This window comes from Flavobacterium psychroterrae, assembly GCF_018380615.1.
In the GTDB taxonomy this organism is placed as follows: domain Bacteria; phylum Bacteroidota; class Bacteroidia; order Flavobacteriales; family Flavobacteriaceae; genus Flavobacterium; species Flavobacterium psychroterrae.
Genome location: NZ_JAGYVZ010000003.1, coordinates 66,935 through 86,181, shown reverse-complemented (window position 1 = coordinate 86,181; position 19,247 = coordinate 66,935). Strand labels below are relative to the sequence as shown.

General features: G+C 33.8%; 17 protein-coding genes. 3 read left to right on the top strand and 14 right to left on the bottom strand.

Annotation, left to right across the window (positions count from 1 at the left end):
• The 7 genes from KHA90_RS04350 to aspS all read right to left on the bottom strand — a co-directional run bounded on the left by KHA90_RS04350 (nucleotide 1) and on the right by aspS (nucleotide 6,104).
• Nucleotides 1-531, bottom strand: a complete 531-nt coding sequence (locus tag KHA90_RS04350; protein WP_213295816.1) for a complex I 24 kDa subunit family protein — start codon at nucleotides 529-531, stop codon at nucleotides 1-3.
• 126 nt (nucleotides 532-657) lie between these two features.
• Nucleotides 658-1,896 (bottom strand): NADH-quinone oxidoreductase subunit D, encoded by a 1,239-nt coding sequence (locus KHA90_RS04345; protein WP_213295812.1) that lies wholly within the window; start codon nucleotides 1,894-1,896, stop codon nucleotides 658-660.
• Nucleotides 1,897-1,920: 24 nt separating this feature from the next.
• Nucleotides 1,921-2,442 (bottom strand): NADH-quinone oxidoreductase subunit C, encoded by a 522-nt coding sequence (locus KHA90_RS04340; protein WP_213295810.1) that lies wholly within the window; start codon nucleotides 2,440-2,442, stop codon nucleotides 1,921-1,923.
• 1 nt (nucleotide 2,443) lies between these two features.
• On the bottom strand, nucleotides 2,444-2,992 hold the full coding sequence (locus KHA90_RS04335; RefSeq protein ID WP_127338250.1) for an NADH-quinone oxidoreductase subunit B: 549 nt from the start codon (nucleotides 2,990-2,992) through the stop codon (nucleotides 2,444-2,446).
• A gap of 175 nt (nucleotides 2,993-3,167) precedes the next feature.
• Nucleotides 3,168-3,533, bottom strand: a complete 366-nt coding sequence (locus tag KHA90_RS04330; RefSeq protein WP_055097501.1) for an NADH-quinone oxidoreductase subunit A — start codon at nucleotides 3,531-3,533, stop codon at nucleotides 3,168-3,170.
• A gap of 243 nt (nucleotides 3,534-3,776) precedes the next feature.
• Nucleotides 3,777-3,971 (bottom strand): cold-shock protein, encoded by a 195-nt coding sequence (locus KHA90_RS04325; RefSeq protein WP_007137066.1) that lies wholly within the window; start codon nucleotides 3,969-3,971, stop codon nucleotides 3,777-3,779.
• Between the two features lie 381 nt (nucleotides 3,972-4,352).
• Nucleotides 4,353-6,104 (bottom strand): aspartate--tRNA ligase, encoded by a 1,752-nt coding sequence (aspS, locus tag KHA90_RS04320; RefSeq protein WP_213295809.1) that lies wholly within the window; start codon nucleotides 6,102-6,104, stop codon nucleotides 4,353-4,355.
• Between the two features lie 158 nt (nucleotides 6,105-6,262).
• Here aspS and KHA90_RS04315 point away from each other — a divergent pair, with 158 nt between their 5' ends.
• The gene (locus KHA90_RS04315) at nucleotides 6,263-7,258 is read left to right on the top strand and encodes a TlpA family protein disulfide reductase (RefSeq protein WP_213295808.1); all 996 of its coding nucleotides are present in this window, start codon (nucleotides 6,263-6,265) and stop codon (nucleotides 7,256-7,258) included.
• 209 nt (nucleotides 7,259-7,467) lie between these two features.
• Nucleotides 7,468-7,815: a toxin-antitoxin system YwqK family antitoxin gene (locus tag KHA90_RS04310; RefSeq protein ID WP_213295807.1), complete on the top strand. Its 348-nt coding sequence runs from the start codon at nucleotides 7,468-7,470 to the stop codon at nucleotides 7,813-7,815.
• A 249-nt stretch (nucleotides 7,816-8,064) separates the two neighbouring features.
• Here the strand turns inward: KHA90_RS04310 and KHA90_RS04305 are convergent, their stop codons facing one another.
• The 7 genes from KHA90_RS04305 to KHA90_RS04275 form a co-directional block, all read right to left on the bottom strand.
• The gene (locus KHA90_RS04305; RefSeq protein WP_213295806.1) at nucleotides 8,065-9,180 is read right to left on the bottom strand and encodes a PepSY-associated TM helix domain-containing protein; all 1,116 of its coding nucleotides are present in this window, start codon (nucleotides 9,178-9,180) and stop codon (nucleotides 8,065-8,067) included.
• A 63-nt stretch (nucleotides 9,181-9,243) separates the two neighbouring features.
• Entirely contained in the window at nucleotides 9,244-10,794 is a 1,551-nt protein-coding gene (locus KHA90_RS04300) for a PepSY-associated TM helix domain-containing protein (protein WP_213295805.1), read from the bottom strand.
• Between the two features lie 3 nt (nucleotides 10,795-10,797).
• Nucleotides 10,798-11,100 carry a hypothetical protein gene (locus KHA90_RS04295; RefSeq protein ID WP_213295803.1) on the bottom strand — a complete coding sequence of 101 codons (303 nt, stop codon included), beginning with the start codon at nucleotides 11,098-11,100 and terminating at the stop codon, nucleotides 10,798-10,800.
• 18 nt (nucleotides 11,101-11,118) lie between these two features.
• Nucleotides 11,119-11,451 carry a hypothetical protein gene (locus KHA90_RS04290; RefSeq protein ID WP_213295801.1) on the bottom strand — a complete coding sequence of 111 codons (333 nt, stop codon included), beginning with the start codon at nucleotides 11,449-11,451 and terminating at the stop codon, nucleotides 11,119-11,121.
• A 63-nt stretch (nucleotides 11,452-11,514) separates the two neighbouring features.
• On the bottom strand, nucleotides 11,515-13,995 hold the full coding sequence (locus tag KHA90_RS04285; protein ID WP_213295799.1) for a TonB-dependent receptor: 2,481 nt from the start codon (nucleotides 13,993-13,995) through the stop codon (nucleotides 11,515-11,517).
• Between the two features lie 215 nt (nucleotides 13,996-14,210).
• Nucleotides 14,211-15,458 carry a 2-oxoglutarate dehydrogenase complex dihydrolipoyllysine-residue succinyltransferase gene (gene odhB / locus KHA90_RS04280; RefSeq protein ID WP_213295798.1) on the bottom strand — a complete coding sequence of 416 codons (1,248 nt, stop codon included), beginning with the start codon at nucleotides 15,456-15,458 and terminating at the stop codon, nucleotides 14,211-14,213.
• 78 nt (nucleotides 15,459-15,536) lie between these two features.
• On the bottom strand, nucleotides 15,537-18,314 hold the full coding sequence (locus tag KHA90_RS04275; protein WP_213295797.1) for a 2-oxoglutarate dehydrogenase E1 component: 2,778 nt from the start codon (nucleotides 18,312-18,314) through the stop codon (nucleotides 15,537-15,539).
• Between the two features lie 116 nt (nucleotides 18,315-18,430).
• Here KHA90_RS04275 and KHA90_RS04270 point away from each other — a divergent pair, with 116 nt between their 5' ends.
• Nucleotides 18,431-18,982: a hypothetical protein gene (locus tag KHA90_RS04270; RefSeq protein ID WP_213295796.1), complete on the top strand. Its 552-nt coding sequence runs from the start codon at nucleotides 18,431-18,433 to the stop codon at nucleotides 18,980-18,982.
• Nucleotides 18,983-19,247 lie beyond the last annotated feature (265 nt).

Sequence of the window (19,247 nt, the reverse complement as noted above, 5' to 3'; positions counted from 1 at the left end):
TTATTTATCGTGTAATATTATTTTATCATCTCTACAATCAGCGATTAACTGATCGATTTTGTCTTCTGTCAATTTTTCTTTGTAGAAATCTCCCAACTGCATCATCGGAGCATATCCGCAGGCACCTAAACATTCTACACCGGCAATGGTAAACATTCCGTCCGGAGTTGTTTCGCCCATTTTAATGCCTAATTTTTCAGAAGTATAATCCATTAAATTTTCAGCTCCATTTAAACAACAACAAGAAGTCTGGCAAAATTCAAACATGTATTTTCCAATTGGTTTCTGGTTGTACATGGTATAAAAAGTAACTACTTCATAAACCTCAATTGGTTTTATATGCAAAATTTCAGCAACTTTATCCTGCAACTCTGTACTTAACCAGTTATCATGCGCATCCTGCACTTCATGCAAAACAGGCAACAAAGCTGATTTTCTTTTGTCTTCAGGATAATGACTGATTAATTCATTGATGCGATTCATCAATGCTTCAGTCATGTTTATTTCTTGTTTGTAATGTTTACGTTCCATTTTTATTTTGGATTTTAGATTTTAGATTTTAGATTTTTCAATCTTGATCTATAAATCGGCATTCTGCAATCTTTTTTATTTTAGATCCTCGATTTTTCAATCTAAAATCTAAACTCTGCAATCTGTTTATGCGTCTAATTCTCCTGCAATTACATTTAAACTTGATAGAATAACAATTGCATCTGATAATAAAGCGCCTTTAATCATTTCAGGATATGCCTGGTAATAAATAAAACAAGGTCTTCTAAAATGTAATCTGTATGGAGTTCTGCTTCCGTCTGTAACTAAATAAAATCCTAGTTCTCCATTTCCGCCTTCAACAGGATGATAGATTTCTGCAACCGGTACAGGAACTTCTCCCATTACTATCTTAAAGTGATAAATTAAAGATTCCATTGAAGTATAAACATCTTCTTTTGGAGGAAGGTAATAGTCAGGAACTTCTGCGTGGTATTCATTTCCGGCTGGCATTTTATCTAAAGCCTGACGAATGATGCTTAAACTTTCGCGAACTTCTGCATTACGAACACAGAAACGATCGTAAGTGTCACCTGATTTTCCAACAGGAACAATAAAATCGAAATCTTCATAAGAAGAGTAAGGATGTGCAACACGAACGTCATAATCAACTCCGGCAGCACGTAAGTTTGGACCTGTAAATCCATATGCCATTGCTTGCTCTGCTGAGATCGCACCTACGTCTACAGTTCTGTCAAGGAAAATTCTGTTTCTTTCGAATAAATTTTCAAATTCTTGCCAAGCGACAGGAAAATCTTTTAAAAACACATCTAGTTTGCGGAAAGCTTCTGGTGACCAATCTCTTTCGAAACCACCAATTCTTCCCATATTTGTTGTTAATCGAGCACCACAAATTTCTTCGTAGATCTCATAAACTTTTTCTCTAAATTGAAATACATATAAGAAACCGGTATAAGCACCAGTATCAACGCCCAGAATCGAATTACAAATCAAGTGATCCGTAATACGCGCCAATTCCATTACGATAACTCTTAAATATTGAGCACGTTTAGGCACTTCGATATTTAGTAGTTTCTCTAAAGTCATCCACCATCCCATATTGTTAATAGGAGAGGAGCAATAGTTCATACGGTCTGTAAGAGGAGTAATTTGGTAAAAAGGACGATTTTCGGCAATTTTTTCGAAAGCTCTGTGAATGTAACCAATAGTAGGTTCAGCTTCAAGAATTCTTTCTCCGTCCATCAACAGGATATTTTGAAAAATACCGTGAGTGGCCGGGTGTGTTGGACCTAAATTCAATACTGAAAGCTCGCTTCCGTCTTCGTTTAGTTTATCCTTTACTATTTTAGCATAACGATGCTCTGGTGGTAATAATAGTTCTGACATTTATAATGTTGAATTATTTATTTTTTAGCAATTTGTTGTTGTTCTTCCAAAGAATCTGTCATCCTTATCAGTTCTTCCGCTGTCTTCCATTGGGAATTCTTTTCGCATTGGGAATGATATCATTTCATCCATATTCAAAATACGTTTCAATTGTGGATGTCCAATAAAGTTAATCCCGAAAAAATCGTATGTTTCTCTTTCCATCCAGTTTGAACTTAAGAAAATGTTTGAAATGGTTTTTATCTCAGGTTTTTCGCCGTTAAGATATACTTTGATTCTAATACGTTTGTTTTCGTACCAATTGTGCATGTGATACACTATTGCAAACTGACGATCTAATTCGTTGTCCGGATAATGAATACCGCATAAATCGGTTAAAAAGTGAAAACGTAAGTCAGAATCGTTTTTCAAAAAAAGAATTAAGGCTGTGATTTTATCAGCAGTAGTTTCCAGTGAAAAAATATCTCTTTCTTCTTGAAAGTTAAAAACACTTGCGTCAAATGTTTCTGTAAGTTTATCCTGAATCAGGGTATTTTCTAAAGCCATCTTATGAAATGTTATATGAAGCTAGTAATTCTTGGTACTCTGGTGAACTTCTGCGTCTTACAGATTCTGATCTTACCAATTCTTGAAGTTTCATTACTCCATCTACTATTTGTTCTGGTCTTGGTGGACATCCCGGTACATAAACGTCAACTGGAATCACTTTGTCAATTCCTTGTAAAACTGAATAAGTATCGAAGATTCCGCCTGATGAAGCACAAGCTCCAACTGCAATAACCCAACGAGGTTCAGCCATTTGTTCGTAAACTTGTCTTAAAATAGGAGCCATTTTTTTAGAAATAGTTCCCATTACCATTAACATATCAGCCTGACGGGGAGAAAAACTCACACGCTCAGAACCAAATCGTGCTAAATCATAATGTGAAGCCATTGTTGCCATAAACTCGATTCCGCAACAAGAAGTTGCAAAGGGTAAAGGCCAAAGAGAATTCGCGCGCGCCATACCTACTACATCATTTAGTTTTGTGGCGAAAAAACCTTCACCAACAACACCTTCAGGAGGGGCAACCATATTTACTTTTGAATCGCTCATTTTTATTTTAGATTTCTGATTTTAGATTTTAGATTTGGGGAAATCGTAAAAGTTAAAATCAATTTTTAAATCAGTATATTAATTCGAGGAAATCAAATCTTAAATTGTAATTCTAAATCTATTCGGATAACCGATTCTTAAATCTAAAATCACTAATCTAAAATCTAAAACCGTTTTATTCCCAGTCTAATGCTTTTTTCTTGATGATATAGAAAAAGCCAACTAAAAGAAGTGACATGAATACGATCATCTTTAACATTCCTTCAATGCCAAGTTCTTTAAAGTTTACTGCCCAAGGATAAAGGAAAATCACCTCTACATCAAACAATACAAATAAAATGGCTACCAGGAAATATTTTACTGAAAAAGGAATACGGGCGTTACCAACAGATTCGATACCGCACTCAAAGTTTTTATCTTTAACTTCTGAGGTTCTTTTGGGTCCTAATTTTCCAGAAATAATGATTGTTCCTACCACAAAACCTACAGCCAGAATAAACTGCATTAAAATAGGAAGATAACTGTATTGATCAGATTGCATAAACTTAGGGTTTTTACTTAAAGAATAAGCCACAAAGATAACTTTCAACTCTGTAAATCACAAGCTAAAAAAGGATTTAAGTGTATCACTAAAGGGTCATTAATTGTAATTTTTATTGATTATAAATAATAACAACCTATTTTAAGTTTTTTTTAAGATTTGAGCAAAAAAAAAACGTCTCGAAATTAATCGAAACGTTTTTAAACCATTCAGAGGCAAAAAAAATAAATTGCTATATTTTTCTTAGATTACTGCTACTTTAGCAGCAACTTTCCCTTTTCTTCCTTCTTCTTCTTCGTAGCTTACACGGTCACCTTCGCGTAATTCTTCCGCGTTAATTCCTGAAGCGTGAACGAAGATATCTTTTCCTGTTTCTTCGTCTGTAATGAATCCATAACCTTTAGATTCATTGAAAAATTTTACTGTACCTGTACGCATTGTAATTGTAATAATAATTTATAATGAAGCAAATGTAATATATAAATTCATACAAAAGACAAGAAGGTGTTAATTTTTTGTAAAAATTATTGATTCACAGTGTTTTCGCTATTTATATTGCATCAATTTTGATATGGAACTACTTTATTTAAGAATCGTCAATTGTAAGAAAAAAAGTTAAAAAAGTAGCTTATAGTTTACAAATTTTTCTTAACTTTTGCACAAGTCAATTGCTTAATTAATGGTTATGTGAGAGAATACTTGTATTTACTGAGATTGTTCGTTTTAATGAATATATTTTCTTAAACCAAAAAAGGTATAAAAAGGAAAACGGCAGCTAAATTTTTTAGCTGCCGTCTCATTTTTTAAATTCTCAGAAATTTATATTGAGTCAATTTTAATGTGTAATTCTTTTAATTGTGCATCATCAATTTTAGCCGGTGCATCGATCATTACATCACGTCCTGAATTGTTTTTTGGGAATGCAATGAAATCTCTAATCGTTTCCTGGCCTCCTAAAATAGCAACTAATCTGTCAAGACCAAATGCTAAACCTCCGTGTGGTGGTGCTCCAAACTGAAAAGCATCCATTAAAAAGCCAAATTGTGCTTTTGCTTCATCTTCGGTAAAACCTAAATATTTAAACATTAACTGTTGTGTTGCTTTATCATGAATACGAATTGAACCTCCGCCAATTTCATTTCCATTCAAAACCATATCATAAGCATTAGCACGAACTTTTCCTGGTTCTGTTGCCAACAAATGCATGTCTTCCGGTTTTGGAGATGTAAAGGGGTGGTGCATAGCGTGATAACGACCAGTTTCTTCATCCAATTCTAATAAAGGAAAATCAACTACCCATAACGGAGCAAATTCTTCCGGTTTACGCAATCCTAAACGAGTTGCTAATTCCATACGAAGCGCAGAAAGCTGACCACGTGTTTTATCAGCCGGACCGGAAAGTACAAAAATCATATCGCCAGATTTTGCCCCAGTAATTTTTGCCCATTGTGTTAAATCGTCCTGATCGTAGAATTTATCTACAGATGATTTAAAAGTTCCGTCGTCATTACATTTTGCATATACCATTCCTGATGCGCCAACTTGCGGACGTTTTACCCAGTCAATTAATCCGTCAATTTCTTTACGGGTATAATTTCCTGCTCCCGGAACTGCAATTCCCACAACTAATTCTGCAGCATTGAATACTGGGAAATCTTTGTGTTTTGCAAATTCGTTTAACTCACCAAATTCCATCCCAAAACGAATGTCCGGTTTGTCATTTCCGTATGTTTTCATGGCATAATCGTAGGTAATTCTAGGGAATTTATCTACATCAATACCTTTGATTTCTTTCAATAAATGTCTTGTCAGACCTTCAAAAACATTCAAAATATCTTCTTGTTCCACAAATGCCATTTCGCAATCGATTTGTGTAAACTCAGGCTGACGGTCTGCACGCAAATCTTCGTCGCGGAAACATTTTACAATCTGGAAATATTTATCCATTCCACCCACCATCAATAATTGTTTGAAAGTTTGAGGAGATTGTGGCAATGCATAAAATTGTCCTTCGTTCATACGGCTTGGTACAACGAAATCTCTTGCACCTTCCGGAGTCGATTTTATTAAATAAGGAGTTTCAACTTCGCAAAAATCTAAATCAGATAAATACTTACGAACTTCCATCGCTACTTTATGACGGAACAATAAACTGTTTTTTACAGGATTTCTTCTAATATCTAAATAACGATATTTCATTCGAATATCTTCTCCACCATCCGTTTCATCTTCAATAGTAAACGGAGGCGTTAATGCTGCATTTAGAACAGTCATTTCTGTAACTAAAATTTCGATTTCACCAGTCGGAATATTTTTGTTTTTGGCTTCACGCTCAATAACAGTTCCTTTTACCTGAATTACAAATTCTCTACCAAGAGTTTTTGCCAATTCAAATACAGTCTTATCGGTACGACTTTCGTCGAAAATAAGTTGTGTAATTCCATAACGGTCACGTAAATCGACCCAATTCATAAATCCTTTGTCGCGTGATTTCTGAACCCAACCCGCTAGTGTAACTTCCGTATTAATATTTGAGGCGTTCAATTCGCCACAATTATGACTTCTATACATGATCAAAATTTTAGATTGCAAAAGTAAACACAAAATTCAAGATAATATAGTAAAGTGATAAAGTTGATAGATGTAAATTTGAAATATTTTGTTAATTCTTAAATTTTGACGCTGTAATTTCTTTAGATTTGAATCACTAAAAGCAAACTATAATTATTATGAAAAAACTTTTTATAACTGGTCTGTTGATTTTTAGCGCTTTGAATGTTATCGGTCAAGCCAAAAATCAAATAAAATTTACGGCTAAAATTACTAACAGAAATAGCGACACTTTAGTTATTAGAGGAAAGGATAATTTTAAACAAGTTATTCCAATTAATAAAAATGAAGTTTTTGCTGCTAATTTTGAAGCTCCGAAAGGATTTTATATGTTTTCTGACGGAATAGAATCTTCGAATTTATATTTAAAGCCGGATTCAGATATTAATTTAACGATGAATGCAAAAGAATTTGACGAGACTATACTATATAAAGGTAAAGGTGCTGATGAAAGTAATTTTATGGCACAACAAGCTTTAAAAGATGAGCAATTTCAAAAAGAGGCTTTCGCCAAAGAACCGGCAGAGTTTGCCACTTTATTAGCGGCAAAGAAAAAAACAGATATTGAAAATGTTGAAAAAGGGAATTTTGATCCTGAATTTAAAACAGCATTAAAAAATAGTTTTGAAAGTTTCAATCAATACGCATCTCAGGAATACGACAGAGCATCAAAAGCGAATAAACTAAACGGAAAACCTTCGCCTGATTTTGATTATGTTAATTATAAAGGAGGAAAAACAAAACTTTCTGATTTAAAAGGGAAATATGTTTATATCGATCTTTGGGCAACTTGGTGTGCGCCTTGCAGAGCCGAAATTCCTTACCTACAGAAAATTGAAGAAAAGTATCACGCAAAAAACATTGAGTTTGTTAGTATTTCAATTGATAAACTGAAAGATAACGAAAAATGGAAAAAATTTGTGGCAGATAAAAATCTGGGCGGAATACAATTATTTGCTGATAAAGATTGGGAATCTGAGTTTGTAACAAGTTATGGCGTAACCGGAATTCCGAGATTTATTATTGTTGATCCAAAAGGAAATGTTTTAAGTGCCGATGCTGACAGACCATCGTCTCCAGAGCTTGAGAAGCAGTTAGATACATTATTAAAGTAATTTATTATAAAAATTACAACGATATAGAAGATTTGCAATTTTTAGTAAATCCCAGTAAAACCAATGCTTAAGCATTGGTTTTTTTATTTTAGGTAAGTTTCCAATGTTAAGCTTTTACTCAATGTTACCAAATTGTTAACTAAAAGTTTTTTTAATGTAAACAATTAATTATATTTGATAAAGATTTGAAAACATAAATACCTAAAGATATGAAAAAGTGTGTAATTTTAGTTGCAATATTGTTCTCTGGAATTTTAGTTGCACAAGAGGTAAAACCAGAATTAGAAGCTGTTGGAAACAAAGTAAAAGCTACTTATTACTATGAAAATGGGAATGTACAACAAGAAGGCTTTTTTAAAGATGGTAAATTAGATGGCGTTTGGGTTTCGTATGATGAAAAAGGCAATAAAGTTGCCGTAGGAGAATACACAAACGGATTGAAAACTGGAAAATGGGTTTTCTTCAATGAAAAAAACCTTTGCGAAGTTGCTTATGAAAACAGCAAAATCAGTTCAGTTAAAAACTTACAGAAAAATGCATTAGCAAACAGAAATTAATACAATTTCAAATAAAATAAGAACCGCTTTTATGAGCGGTTTTTTTATGGAGTAAAACATATTGTATTTGTGGAGAAAGATAAAATATTGTGAATCTGCATTGCGAATTTACCGCCGAGTCCGCAAAGTTTATATATTATACGAATGTTTAGAAAACACAAAGTTCACAAAGCTTTGTCTTGATCTGGCTTTGCGAAATTTGTGTTTGAAATCATAAAATAATATTTGTGTTCTTTGCGGTTAAATTTTTTATGCTTTTATTTTTTTACAGGATTTATTTCTTCTTCCGTACCAAATTACAAAACCCGTTACAGGCAAAGCTGCTGCAATCAGACTTATAATAAAAGCAATTATTTTTCCAGGCAGATCTAAGATTTGACCAGTGTGAATGCCGTAATTTATTTCGACAACCTGCAAACCTAAACTCTTTTTTTCGAAGGTTTGACTTTGAATTAATTTACCATCATTTGGATGGAAATAATAATTGCTTTGATGATCGTATCTTAATGTATGCGGATAAGCTCCAGAATTTATCAGATCACCTTTTTGCTGCGGATAGGTTACAAAAATCATTTCGGCTTTTGGCTGTAATTTTATTGTTTCAAGAAAAGCACGATCAACGGCAATAATTTTATTAGAAGTAAATTTAGTTGTATCAATTATTGGTGCTCTTGTTTCTAAGGTTTTATCTCCGCCAAAATTGAAACTTTTGTAAATGCCGTCTCCAACCCATTCATAAGTAAAAGTCAAACCTGTAATGGCAATAATAACAGCAATAATAGCAATGTAAAATCCGGATGTATTGTGCCAGTCATAATTTACACGACGCCATTTTGCGGACCATTTTATAGAAAAACTTCTTTTAAGATCATTTTTGCGTTTTGGCCACCATTGAATAATTCCTGAAATCAATAGTAAAATAAAAATGATTGTTGCTCCGCCGATAATATGTTTGCCAATATAATCCGGTAATAATAAATACAAATGAATGTATTCTACAATAATAAAAAAGTCCGTTTCAGGATTTTCACTTTTTAAATATTTTCCTGTGTACGGATTAAAATAAAGATATCGATTTTCTTTATCATAATAAGTATAAACAATTGCAGCTCTGTTTTTTCCGTAAAAGGAAACCATAGATTGTTTATAATTTGGCAGAATTTCTTTTGCCTTTTCCTGTAAAACAGAAGGAAGGACAAAAGGCTTATTTTGAGGTTCAACCAATCGCCATTCTTTGCGGGTGATGTCTTTTATCTCATCATGAAAACAAAATATACAGCCTGTAATACAGACTATAAAAACAATAAGCCCGGAAATTAATCCGAGCCATTTATGTAAAAAACGTATTTTTCGTTTGAATCCCATTTTTGAATAAAAACGTAAAAGTATACGCTAAATCTCGCGGGGACAAATTATTTATGCCAATTTTTAAGAAACTACCTTTTTTGGCTTTAAATGATAAGCGACATACAATGTGATTGATGCCAAAACAATCCAGAAAACATCAATAAAGAAAACCTGAATATGATTTTGCATGAATGAATTCCAAAACCAATTTCCGGATACAATTCCGTTTGTTATTGGAATCAGAAATCCTAAAATGCTTCCTGAAATCAAACAGAACTTATTAGTGAATGCATCATTCTTTTTAATTATAAAGAAGATTGTGAGAACTAACCATCCGCCAAAATAAACTAAGAAAAGATTATCCTGAGTTAATGGATAAAATATTTTAGAGGCAATAAATGCAAGTGCCGTAATGGGATACATACTCAGACAAATTGCCAAATAGATACGAACGACGGCTGCGTTGAAGCGTCTTTTCTTTTCAGGTAAATTATTTTTTTGTCTCGCAATTAACCAAATCATCACGCCGGAAATAATTACAAAACAAGTGATAATTCCTAAAACGAAACTCACAATTTTTAAAGCATATCCGCCATAATCTCCAAAATGTATTCGATACAAAACATTTTTTACAACATCGAGATAGTTGTTTTGTGTGATAGGATTTTTCTTTGCAACTTCTTTTCCATCAGCAATTCGGTAAATTACTTTTCCAATTCCTGTGAATTTTTTATGACTTAACATTTCGCCTTCAACTACAACATGCATATTTACATCGCCATAATTCTGAATTAAAACGCGTGTAATTTCAAAATCTTTCCAGTTGCTTTTTGTTTTTGCAACTAGCTGATCTATATTAAATGGAGTCGCTAATTTTTTATTGTCAAATTGATAAACAGGATCGTTGTATTCTAATTCTTTGTACAATTTATCCTGATCGCCTTTGTACAATGCCATTACAGCAGGCGCGACGATTAAAAGTTTGATCATAAAGAAAGCTCCGGTTACAGCATAAACAAATTGAAAAGGTAAACCAATCATTCCTAAAGCCGTGTGAGCATCTGTCCATAATGTTTTTAATTTTTCCTTTGGACGGAAAATATAAAAGTTGGAAACGATTTTTTTCCAATGTAATAAAACCCCGGTGACAATTGCAAATAGAAAAAACAATGCTACAAAACCGGAAAGATAATACCCAACCGGATATGGGATTTGTGCTAAGAAATGTAAACGGTATAAAAATTCACCTAACGAATAAGATTGTTCATAGGTGTAGGTTTTGAATGTTTGAGTGTCAAGATAAAAAAACGTTCCTTCTTTTTGTTTGGCTGGAGCCAAAGTATCTTTGGTGCCTTCAAGATAAACGGCAACTCTTCTTTCGTTACTTGGTTTAGAAATCGTGATGTTTCTTCCGTGTAAAACGTATTCTTTGTCCAGTTTATTTAAAGTTGTATTATAGTCTAATTGAATTTCTTTGGTAATTGCAGAAGATTCATTTCTTTCCCAATTGATGATTTCATCCCTGAAGAAAGAAAAAGATCCTGCGAAAAAAATCACAAAAAGAACTACACTAATAACAATTCCGCTAACGGTATGTGTATGAAAATAGATGTTATAATTACGGTTATTCATAAGTTACTGTGCTATCGGATTGTAGGTTTGACCCAAATAAATAAAAAGAGAAAAAACTAAAGTAAGAAGTATATAAAGACCCCAGATTTTCCAGGCGCTTTTTGCTAAAAAAGCAATTACCATTAGTGCTACCCAAAGTATAAATCCGGTAAAAGCCATTGTCATTAAAATAGTAGCACGGTTGAACCAAGATGCTAAAGCCAAATGAAAAGTGACTGAAACAAAATAGCCGCCTATTATAGCAGCTGTAATTTTGGCAAATCGTTGCCATGGAGATTTTGTTAGATATTTAGGATTTGCTGGCATATTTTGGTTAGAAATAAGTTAGTGGTAATAAAATTCGAGTAAAGCGACAATTATAAAAAGAGCAATAATAGCGAATCGGTTAATTTTTTTTAATGGAGTTAAAATGATGATTAAACTTCCAATAGTCATTAATTGAATAAAAAACATTAAAGTTCCGCAACACAAAGATTGTGTAATTAACCACAATGAATAGGCAAGAAGCAGAAGACCTAAGCCTACGAATTTCGTTGGTTTTGGATTGCTCTTCATCCATTTTTCAAAACCTAAATCATAAGATAAAGTGGCTCTTTTTGAGGTGTAATAAAGAGTATAAAAAGCTAAAAAAACGATAAGACTTGCTATTGTTATCATGATTTTATGAATTTAAAAAACACCTTTCTTTTTAACGAGAAAGGTGCCTTGTATTGTTTTTTATTAGAATTTATATGAGAAACTTGCAGCTAAGCTTCGCATGTTTTTTGGGTGTATAGTTGACCAACCATCATAAGTATCAACATTTGCGATATTATCAAGTTTAAGAGTCAAAGTGAATTTTTCTGTTCCGTAGAATACAGAAGAATTAAGTACAGTATACTCCGGAATTGTAAATTGTCCGGTAAGTGTACGGTTCATGATTTTATTATTACTTGCATAATTTCCTCCAAAACCTAAACCAAAACCTTTTAAGTCTCCGTCAAGAAATCTGTAGCTTGCCCAAAGATTTGCTAAGTTTTGCGGTCCTGCACTTTCTGGTCTGTGACCTACGAAATCAGGATCTCCAGCAGTTAAAAGAGCATCATTATAACTGTATCCAAAAACAATGTTTAAACCATCAATTGGGTTTGCAACGATTTCAGCCTCGAAACCTTTGTTTTTTTGTCCGCCATCTTGGTAAGATGTTTGTGTTGTTGCAGTATAAACTGTATAAACCTGATCTTTAACTTCAGTGTTGTAATAGCTGAAAGTTGCATAAAGTCTGTCTTTAAAAACATTCAATTTTGTTCCAACTTCAAACTGGTTGGCGTGCTCAGGAGAGAATGTTCTTGGTAAAGAAGTTCCATTTGCTAATATATCGCTAGTTGGTAATGTGTTAGCAAAACCATCCATGTAGTTTGCGAAAACAGATACTTTGTCAATAATTGGCTGGTAAACCAATCCAAATTTAGGTGAAAAAGCAGTTTGGTTATAATCATCAGTATCTGTAGTAACATCACCTTGCGTCATGAAACGGTCTACACGTAAACTTGCCATTGCAGATAATGCAGGAGTAAAGTTGATTACGTCAGATACATAAACACTCATTACTTCTTGTTTGGTTTTGTTATTGTTCATAGCAGCTGAAGATAAAAGTTTGTCAGCACCTGCTTTTGTCAATTGACCACTATCTCCATCAGTAATGTATTTAGTTGGATCAGTAATGCCATAAAGATTTTCGTTTACTGTTTTAAGATCAAGATTTCCAATATAGATTCCGCCATTTGCTACATATCCGGTACCATTATCAATTGAACCTCTATTGAAATAATCTAAACCGGCAACAATTCTGTTTCTTAAGTTTCCTATTTTAAAATCACCAATAAAATTTTGTTGAATATCAGTGATTAAAGTGGTTGCATCCTGATAGTTCATTTGACGACCAAGTACAATCCCTTCTGTTATACCAGGATAAAATTGAGTTCCTTCATATAAATATGAATAATATCCTTGTGATTTTGCTGAGTTTCTTGAAACAACCGTTTGAGAACTCCATTGATCATTAAATTTGTAATTCATTTGCCCTTGTAAACTATAAGAAGGAGTTTCCATGGCAAGTTGATTACTTGTGTATGAACGCTTATTGTCATAACCTAATTCATCTATATTATGAACTTTTAAAGGCGCACCTCTGTCTAAGAATAACATTGTTTGATTAGTTGATTTGTTATTCATGAATTCCGTGTTAATGAAAAACGAAAGTTTATCATTAACCTGATAAGATAAAGATGGTGCAAAAAAGAATGATTTTTTGAATCCTGCATCCTGAAAGCTATTTTCGTTATGATAAGCTGTGTTGATACGCAAGTTTACTTTGTGTTCGTCATCTAAAGGAGTGTTAACATCAGCAGTCACTCTGTTTAAACCGTAACTTCCTGCTGTATAATTTATTTCTCCGCCAAAATGATCGTAAGGTTTTTTAGTTGTTAAATTGATCAAACCTCCGTAAGAGATTAAACTGCTTCCAAATAAAGTTCCTGATGGTCCTTTGATTACTTCAATTTTTTCAATGTTAGCAGGATCAAGACTTCCGTTTGATAAAGCAGGTAATCCATTAATCATACTTGGCTGAACAGCAAATCCTCTTAAAGAGAAATAAGCAGCACCATCTCCACCACGACCTGTAGAAGCCCAAAGTGGTGATAATCCTGGAGCATTTTTAAGTGCGTCGTCAATATTTGTAACAACTTGCTCTTTTAAAAGTTCGCTTGTAATGGTAGTGTAAACTTGTGGGTTTTCAAGATTTTTAAGTGGTAATCTTGAAACTTGCTGAGTCTCTTTACGTGCTAGTGGATTTTTTTTATTTCCTCCATTTACTACAATTTCGTCTAATTGTTCTGAGTTTGAACTAATAGTAAAGTCTTCAACAATATCATCTCCATTATTAAGAGAAACACTTTTCTCTTTTGATGAATGTCCAACAGCAGAAACTCTAATTACATAGTTTCCCGGTTTAAGATTTTTAATTTCATAAAAACCATTACTGTCAGTATTCGTTCCTATTTTAGTTCCTTTTAAAACTATTGAAACATTGTCTGCAGCCTGATTGTTGGTTAAGCTAATTTGACCTTTGATACTAGCTTTTTCCTGAGCTGTGATATTTGTAACAGCTAATAGAAAAAAACAAAAGCTCAAAAAAGAAATTGTAAATTTATATTTCATTTTATTTAGAATTGATTTTAATAGCGCAAATTTAATCGTTGATTATCAATCAGGCAAGCTATTCTTATTTATTCTAAATAAAATATTTTTTAAAGGGTAAAATTTACGTTTATTCAAAAAATTAACATCTTAAGCAAGATTTAAGCTAATATTAAGAAAAAAAACCTGTTCAATTGAATGAACAGGTTTTATATTATTGTCGAAAATGATTACAATTACAATTCTAAAGCACGTTTTGCGTCTCCATTCATCAATAACTCAACTGGATTTTCTAAAGCTTCTTTTACAGCAACTAAAAAACCAACAGACTCACGTCCGTCGATAATTCTGTGGTCATAAGAAAGTGCCACGTACATCATTGGGTGAATTTCAACTTTACCATTTACAGCAATTGGACGCTCAATAATATTGTGCATTCCTAAAATTCCTGATTGTGGAGGATTGATAATTGGAGTACTTAACATACTTCCAAAAACACCACCATTAGTAATTGTGAAAGTTCCGCCAGTCATGTCGTCAACTGTAATTTGCCCATCACGAGCTCTTAAAGCTAATCTTTTGATTTCAGCTTCAATTCCACGGAAAGTTAAGTTTTCAGCATTACGAACTACAGGGACCATTAAACCTTTTGGTCCTGAAACTGCGATAGAGATATCAGCAAAATCGTAAGCGATTTTATAATCACCATCCATCATAGAGTTTACATCAGGATATAATTCTAATGCTCTTGTAACTGCTTTTGTAAAGAAAGACATGTAACCTAAACCAAGACCACCATGTTTTGCTTTGAAAGCATCTTTGTATTCGTTACGAATCAAGTTGATTGGTGTCATGTTAACTTCGTTGAAAGTAGTTAACATTGCAGTTTCGTTTTTAGCAGCTACTAATCTCTCAGCAACTTTACGACGCAACATTGATAATTTTGTACGCTCAGATCCACGGTTTCCTCCAGTTGGAGTTCCCATAGAAGGCACTGCATTTACAGCATCATCTTTAGTGATTCTTCCGCCTTTACCAGTTCCTGAAACAGTTGCCGGTGCTATATTTTTTTCGTCTAATATTTTTCTTGCTGCCGGAGATGGAGTTCCAGATGCATAACTTGTAGCCGCCGGAGCTTGAGTTGGAGCCGCTTTTGGCGCTTCAGCTTTTACCTCTGCTTTAGGTGCTTCAGCCTTCACTTCAGCTTTTGGTGCTTCAGCTGCCGGAGCATCACCTGCTGGTTTTACACCATCAGTATCAATTAAACAAACTACAGCTCCTACTGCAACTGCATCACCTTCTTCTGCTTTAAGCGTAATAATTCCGCTCATTTCAGCCGGTAATTCAAGAGTTGCTTTATCTGAATCTACTTCAGCAATAGCTTGATCTTTTTCTACATAATCTCCGTCTTTTACTAACCAAGTTGCAATTTCAACTTCTTTTATTGATTCCCCTGGTGATGGGACTTTCATTTCTAAAATCATCTTTGTTTTTGTTTAAAGTTTTAATTGTTTAAAGTTTCATGTAATTAAACCTGAAACTTTAAACTTGAAACATTTTTTTTATCTGAATAAATCTTTATCGAATACCATTCTAATTGCATCTGCATGACGACGTTTTGCACGTGTATAACTTCCTGATGCCGGAGCAGCGTAAGCTTTTAACGAAGCTAATCTCCATTTTACAAGATCAAAGTTCATTAACATAAAGCTGTAAGCTCCCATGTTTTTAGGTTCTTCCTGAGCCCAAACATAATCATCAGCATTTGGATATTGTGCGATGATTGCTTTTAACTGTTCAACTGGCAATGGAAACAATTGCTCGATACGAACAACTGCAACGTCATTTCTTCCGTTGTTCTCTCTTTCGGCAACGATGTCATAGTAGAATTTACCTGTAACAAAAACTAAAGTTTTTACTGCTTTTTTATCTACTGTATTATCATCAATAGTTTCCTGGAAACTTCCTTTTTCTAAATCTTCGATAGTCGAAACACATCTTGGATCACGTAATAAACTCTTAGGTGTAAATACAATAAGAGGTTTACGGAATTTTGTTTTCATTTGTCTTCTCAACAAGTGAAAGAAGTTAGCTGGCGTTGTACAATCTGCAACATACATGTTTTGTCTTGCGCAAAGTTGTAGGTAACGTTCCATTCTTGCAGAAGAGTGTTCTGCTCCCTGACCTTCATATCCGTGAGGTAATAATAAAACAATACCGTTTTGGTTGTTCCATTTATCTTCGCCACAAGAAATATATTGGTCTAACATAATTTGAGCTCCGTTAGAGAAATCTCCAAACTGTGCTTCCCAAATTGTTAAGGCATTTGGAGACGCTAATGCATATCCGTAATCAAAACCAAGAACTCCGTATTCTGATAATAATGAGTTGTAGATATTGAAATTTCCTTTTTTACCTTCAAGGTTATTGATAAGGATTACTTCTTCTTCAGAATCTTCAACTTTAACAACAGCATGACGGTGAGAGAAAGTACCACGCTCAACATCTTGTCCAGAAATACGAATGTCATAACCTTCCTGAAGTAATGATCCGTAAGCCAAATGTTCTGCCATTCCCCAATCTAATAAATTGGTATCGAAGAACATTGTTTTTCTGTCGTTGATTAATTTTTGTATTTTACTGATGAATTGTTTGTCTTCCGGTAAATTAGAAATTGCATTTGCAATTTGAGTAAGACCTTCTCTTGAATAAGAAGTATCTACATTTTCAAGCATTTGCGTATCTGTTACCTGAACAAATCCGTCCCATTCGTTTTTCATGAATGGAGTTATGATAGTCAAATCTTTTTTACGGGAAGCTTCTAAATTCTCCTCCATGGTAGATTTGTATACTTTTTCCAAACCATTTACATAAGAGGCATCGATTACGCCATCTGACAATAATTTCTCTGCATAAATATCTCTTGGATTTTTATGTTTTGAGATGATTTTATATAAAACCGGTTGTGTAAAACGAGGTTCATCACCTTCATTATGACCGTATTTTCTATATCCTAATAAGTCAATAAATACGTCACGACCAAATTGCATTCTGTAATCCAAAGCAAAAGATATTGCATGTACAACAGCTTCAGCATCATCAGCATTTACGTGTAAAACTGGCGAAAGTGTTACTTTAGCAACATCTGTACAATATGTAGACGAACGTGCATCAAGATAGTTAGTTGTAAAACCAACCTGGTTGTTGATTACAATATGAATTGTTCCTCCGGTTTTGTAACCGTCAAGCTGAGCCATTTGAATGATTTCATACAAAATACCCTGACCTGCGATTGCAGCATCACCGTGAACGGCAATTGGCAATACTTTGGAGAAATCATTAGGGAAATATTTCTCTTGTTTTGCTCTTGTGATTCCTTCAATTACAGCTCCAACCGTTTCTAAGTGAGATGGGTTTGGTGCTAAATTGATATTGATATTTTTTCCTGTTCTTGTTTTTTTGTCAGCCGTAAGACCTAAGTGGTATTTTACGTCACCATCAAAATATTCCTGATCGTAATCTTTACCGTCAAACTCTCCAAAGATATCCTGAGTAGATTTGCCAAAGATGTTTGCCAAAACGTTCAAACGACCACGGTGAGCCATTCCCATTACGAATTGTTCAACACCTTTTTCAGCAGCTTGTTCAATTAAAGCATCAAGAGCCGGAATGATAGTTTCACCACCTTCTAATGAAAATCTTTTTTGACCTACATATTTAGTATGCAGGAAATTCTCGAAAGAAACAGCCTGGTTTAATTTATCTAAGATAGTTTTCTTTTCTTCAGAATTGAAGTTAGGCTGATTAACATTTACAGCTAATTTTTCCTGAATCCATTTTACAACACCAGGATTCCTGATGTACATATATTCAATACCAATATGTTGGCAGTAAATAGATTGAAGACGCGTAATAATGTCCTGTAATGTAGAAGGTCCCACTCCGATAGTCTGAGCAGCATCAAAAACTGTAGAAAGATCAGCAGTTGTTAATCCGAAATTCTCAATATCTAAAGTTGGAGAAGAAGTTCTACGATCACGAACCGGGTTTGTTTTTGTAAACAAATGTCCGCGGGTACGGTATCCATCAATTAATTTTAGAACGTTGAATTCTTTTTGCAGTTTTTCTGAAACCTGACTGTAATCTGTGTTTGGGCTAGTCACATATTCAACAATCTGTTGAACTGGATTTTCGTCATTATAAGTCGTTTGTCCAAAGTCGAAACCCTGAAAAAAACTTCTCCAGCTTGGCTCAACGCTATCTGGGTTTACTAAATACTGATCGTATAATTGTGCGAAAAACTCTGTATGCGCTGCATTTAAAAATGAAAACCTATCCATAATATTAGTGAATATACTTTTTGTTAAATAGAATGGCAAAAGTACAACAATCGACTTTATTTAAACCTTTTTTTTACGTACTTTTACGTAAAAATTTGTTAAAAATAGACTCAACTATGAATAAAATTCAATTTTCAATCGATTGCAAGAATTTATTTGTGATTTTAGCAGTCTTATTCTCTACTTCCTCAATTGCACAACAAAATTATGTAATTGACAATAGTAATCACTTTTGGGACAAGGTTCAGTTTGGGGGAGGACTTGGTTTAGGAATAGGTTCCGGATACACAGATATCTCCGTTATGCCAAGCGCTATCTACAATATAAACGAAATTGTCGCGGTTGGTGTTGGATTGCAATTTGGTTATTTATCATCAAAAAGCTACTATAACTCATTTGTTTACGGCGGAAGTGTGGTTGGACTTGTAAACCCAATTCCTGAAATTCAATTATCAGCCGAATTAGAACAAGTTCGCGTAAATACAGATTATAATTCGACTCCATACAGACCCAGTTATTCAGATAATTATTGGAATACCGCCTTATATTTAGGCGCAGGTTACAGAACCGGAAGTGTTACCATTGGTGCACGTTACGATGTTTTGTATGATCCAAAAAGAAGTCTTTATGGATCTGGGTTTATGCCTTTTGTGAGGGTTTATTTTTAAGAGGTACAAAGTTGCAGAGTGACAAAGGTTCAAAGGGTTAGCGACGATTGTTTTTTCGCTCCAATTTGTCATCCTGAGGAACGAAGGATCTTAGCAAGTAACTCCGCAAAGATTTGAAAGATAGTTGGTCGAGTTTCTTATGGAGATTCTTCGTTTCAGAATGACAAGATTGTGGTTATTTTATGGATGTGATTGTCGTTATGGTCATGATTGCGAAGAATGGATTAAAATCCATCTTTACAATATGTTTTGTTCCTCCGGAACG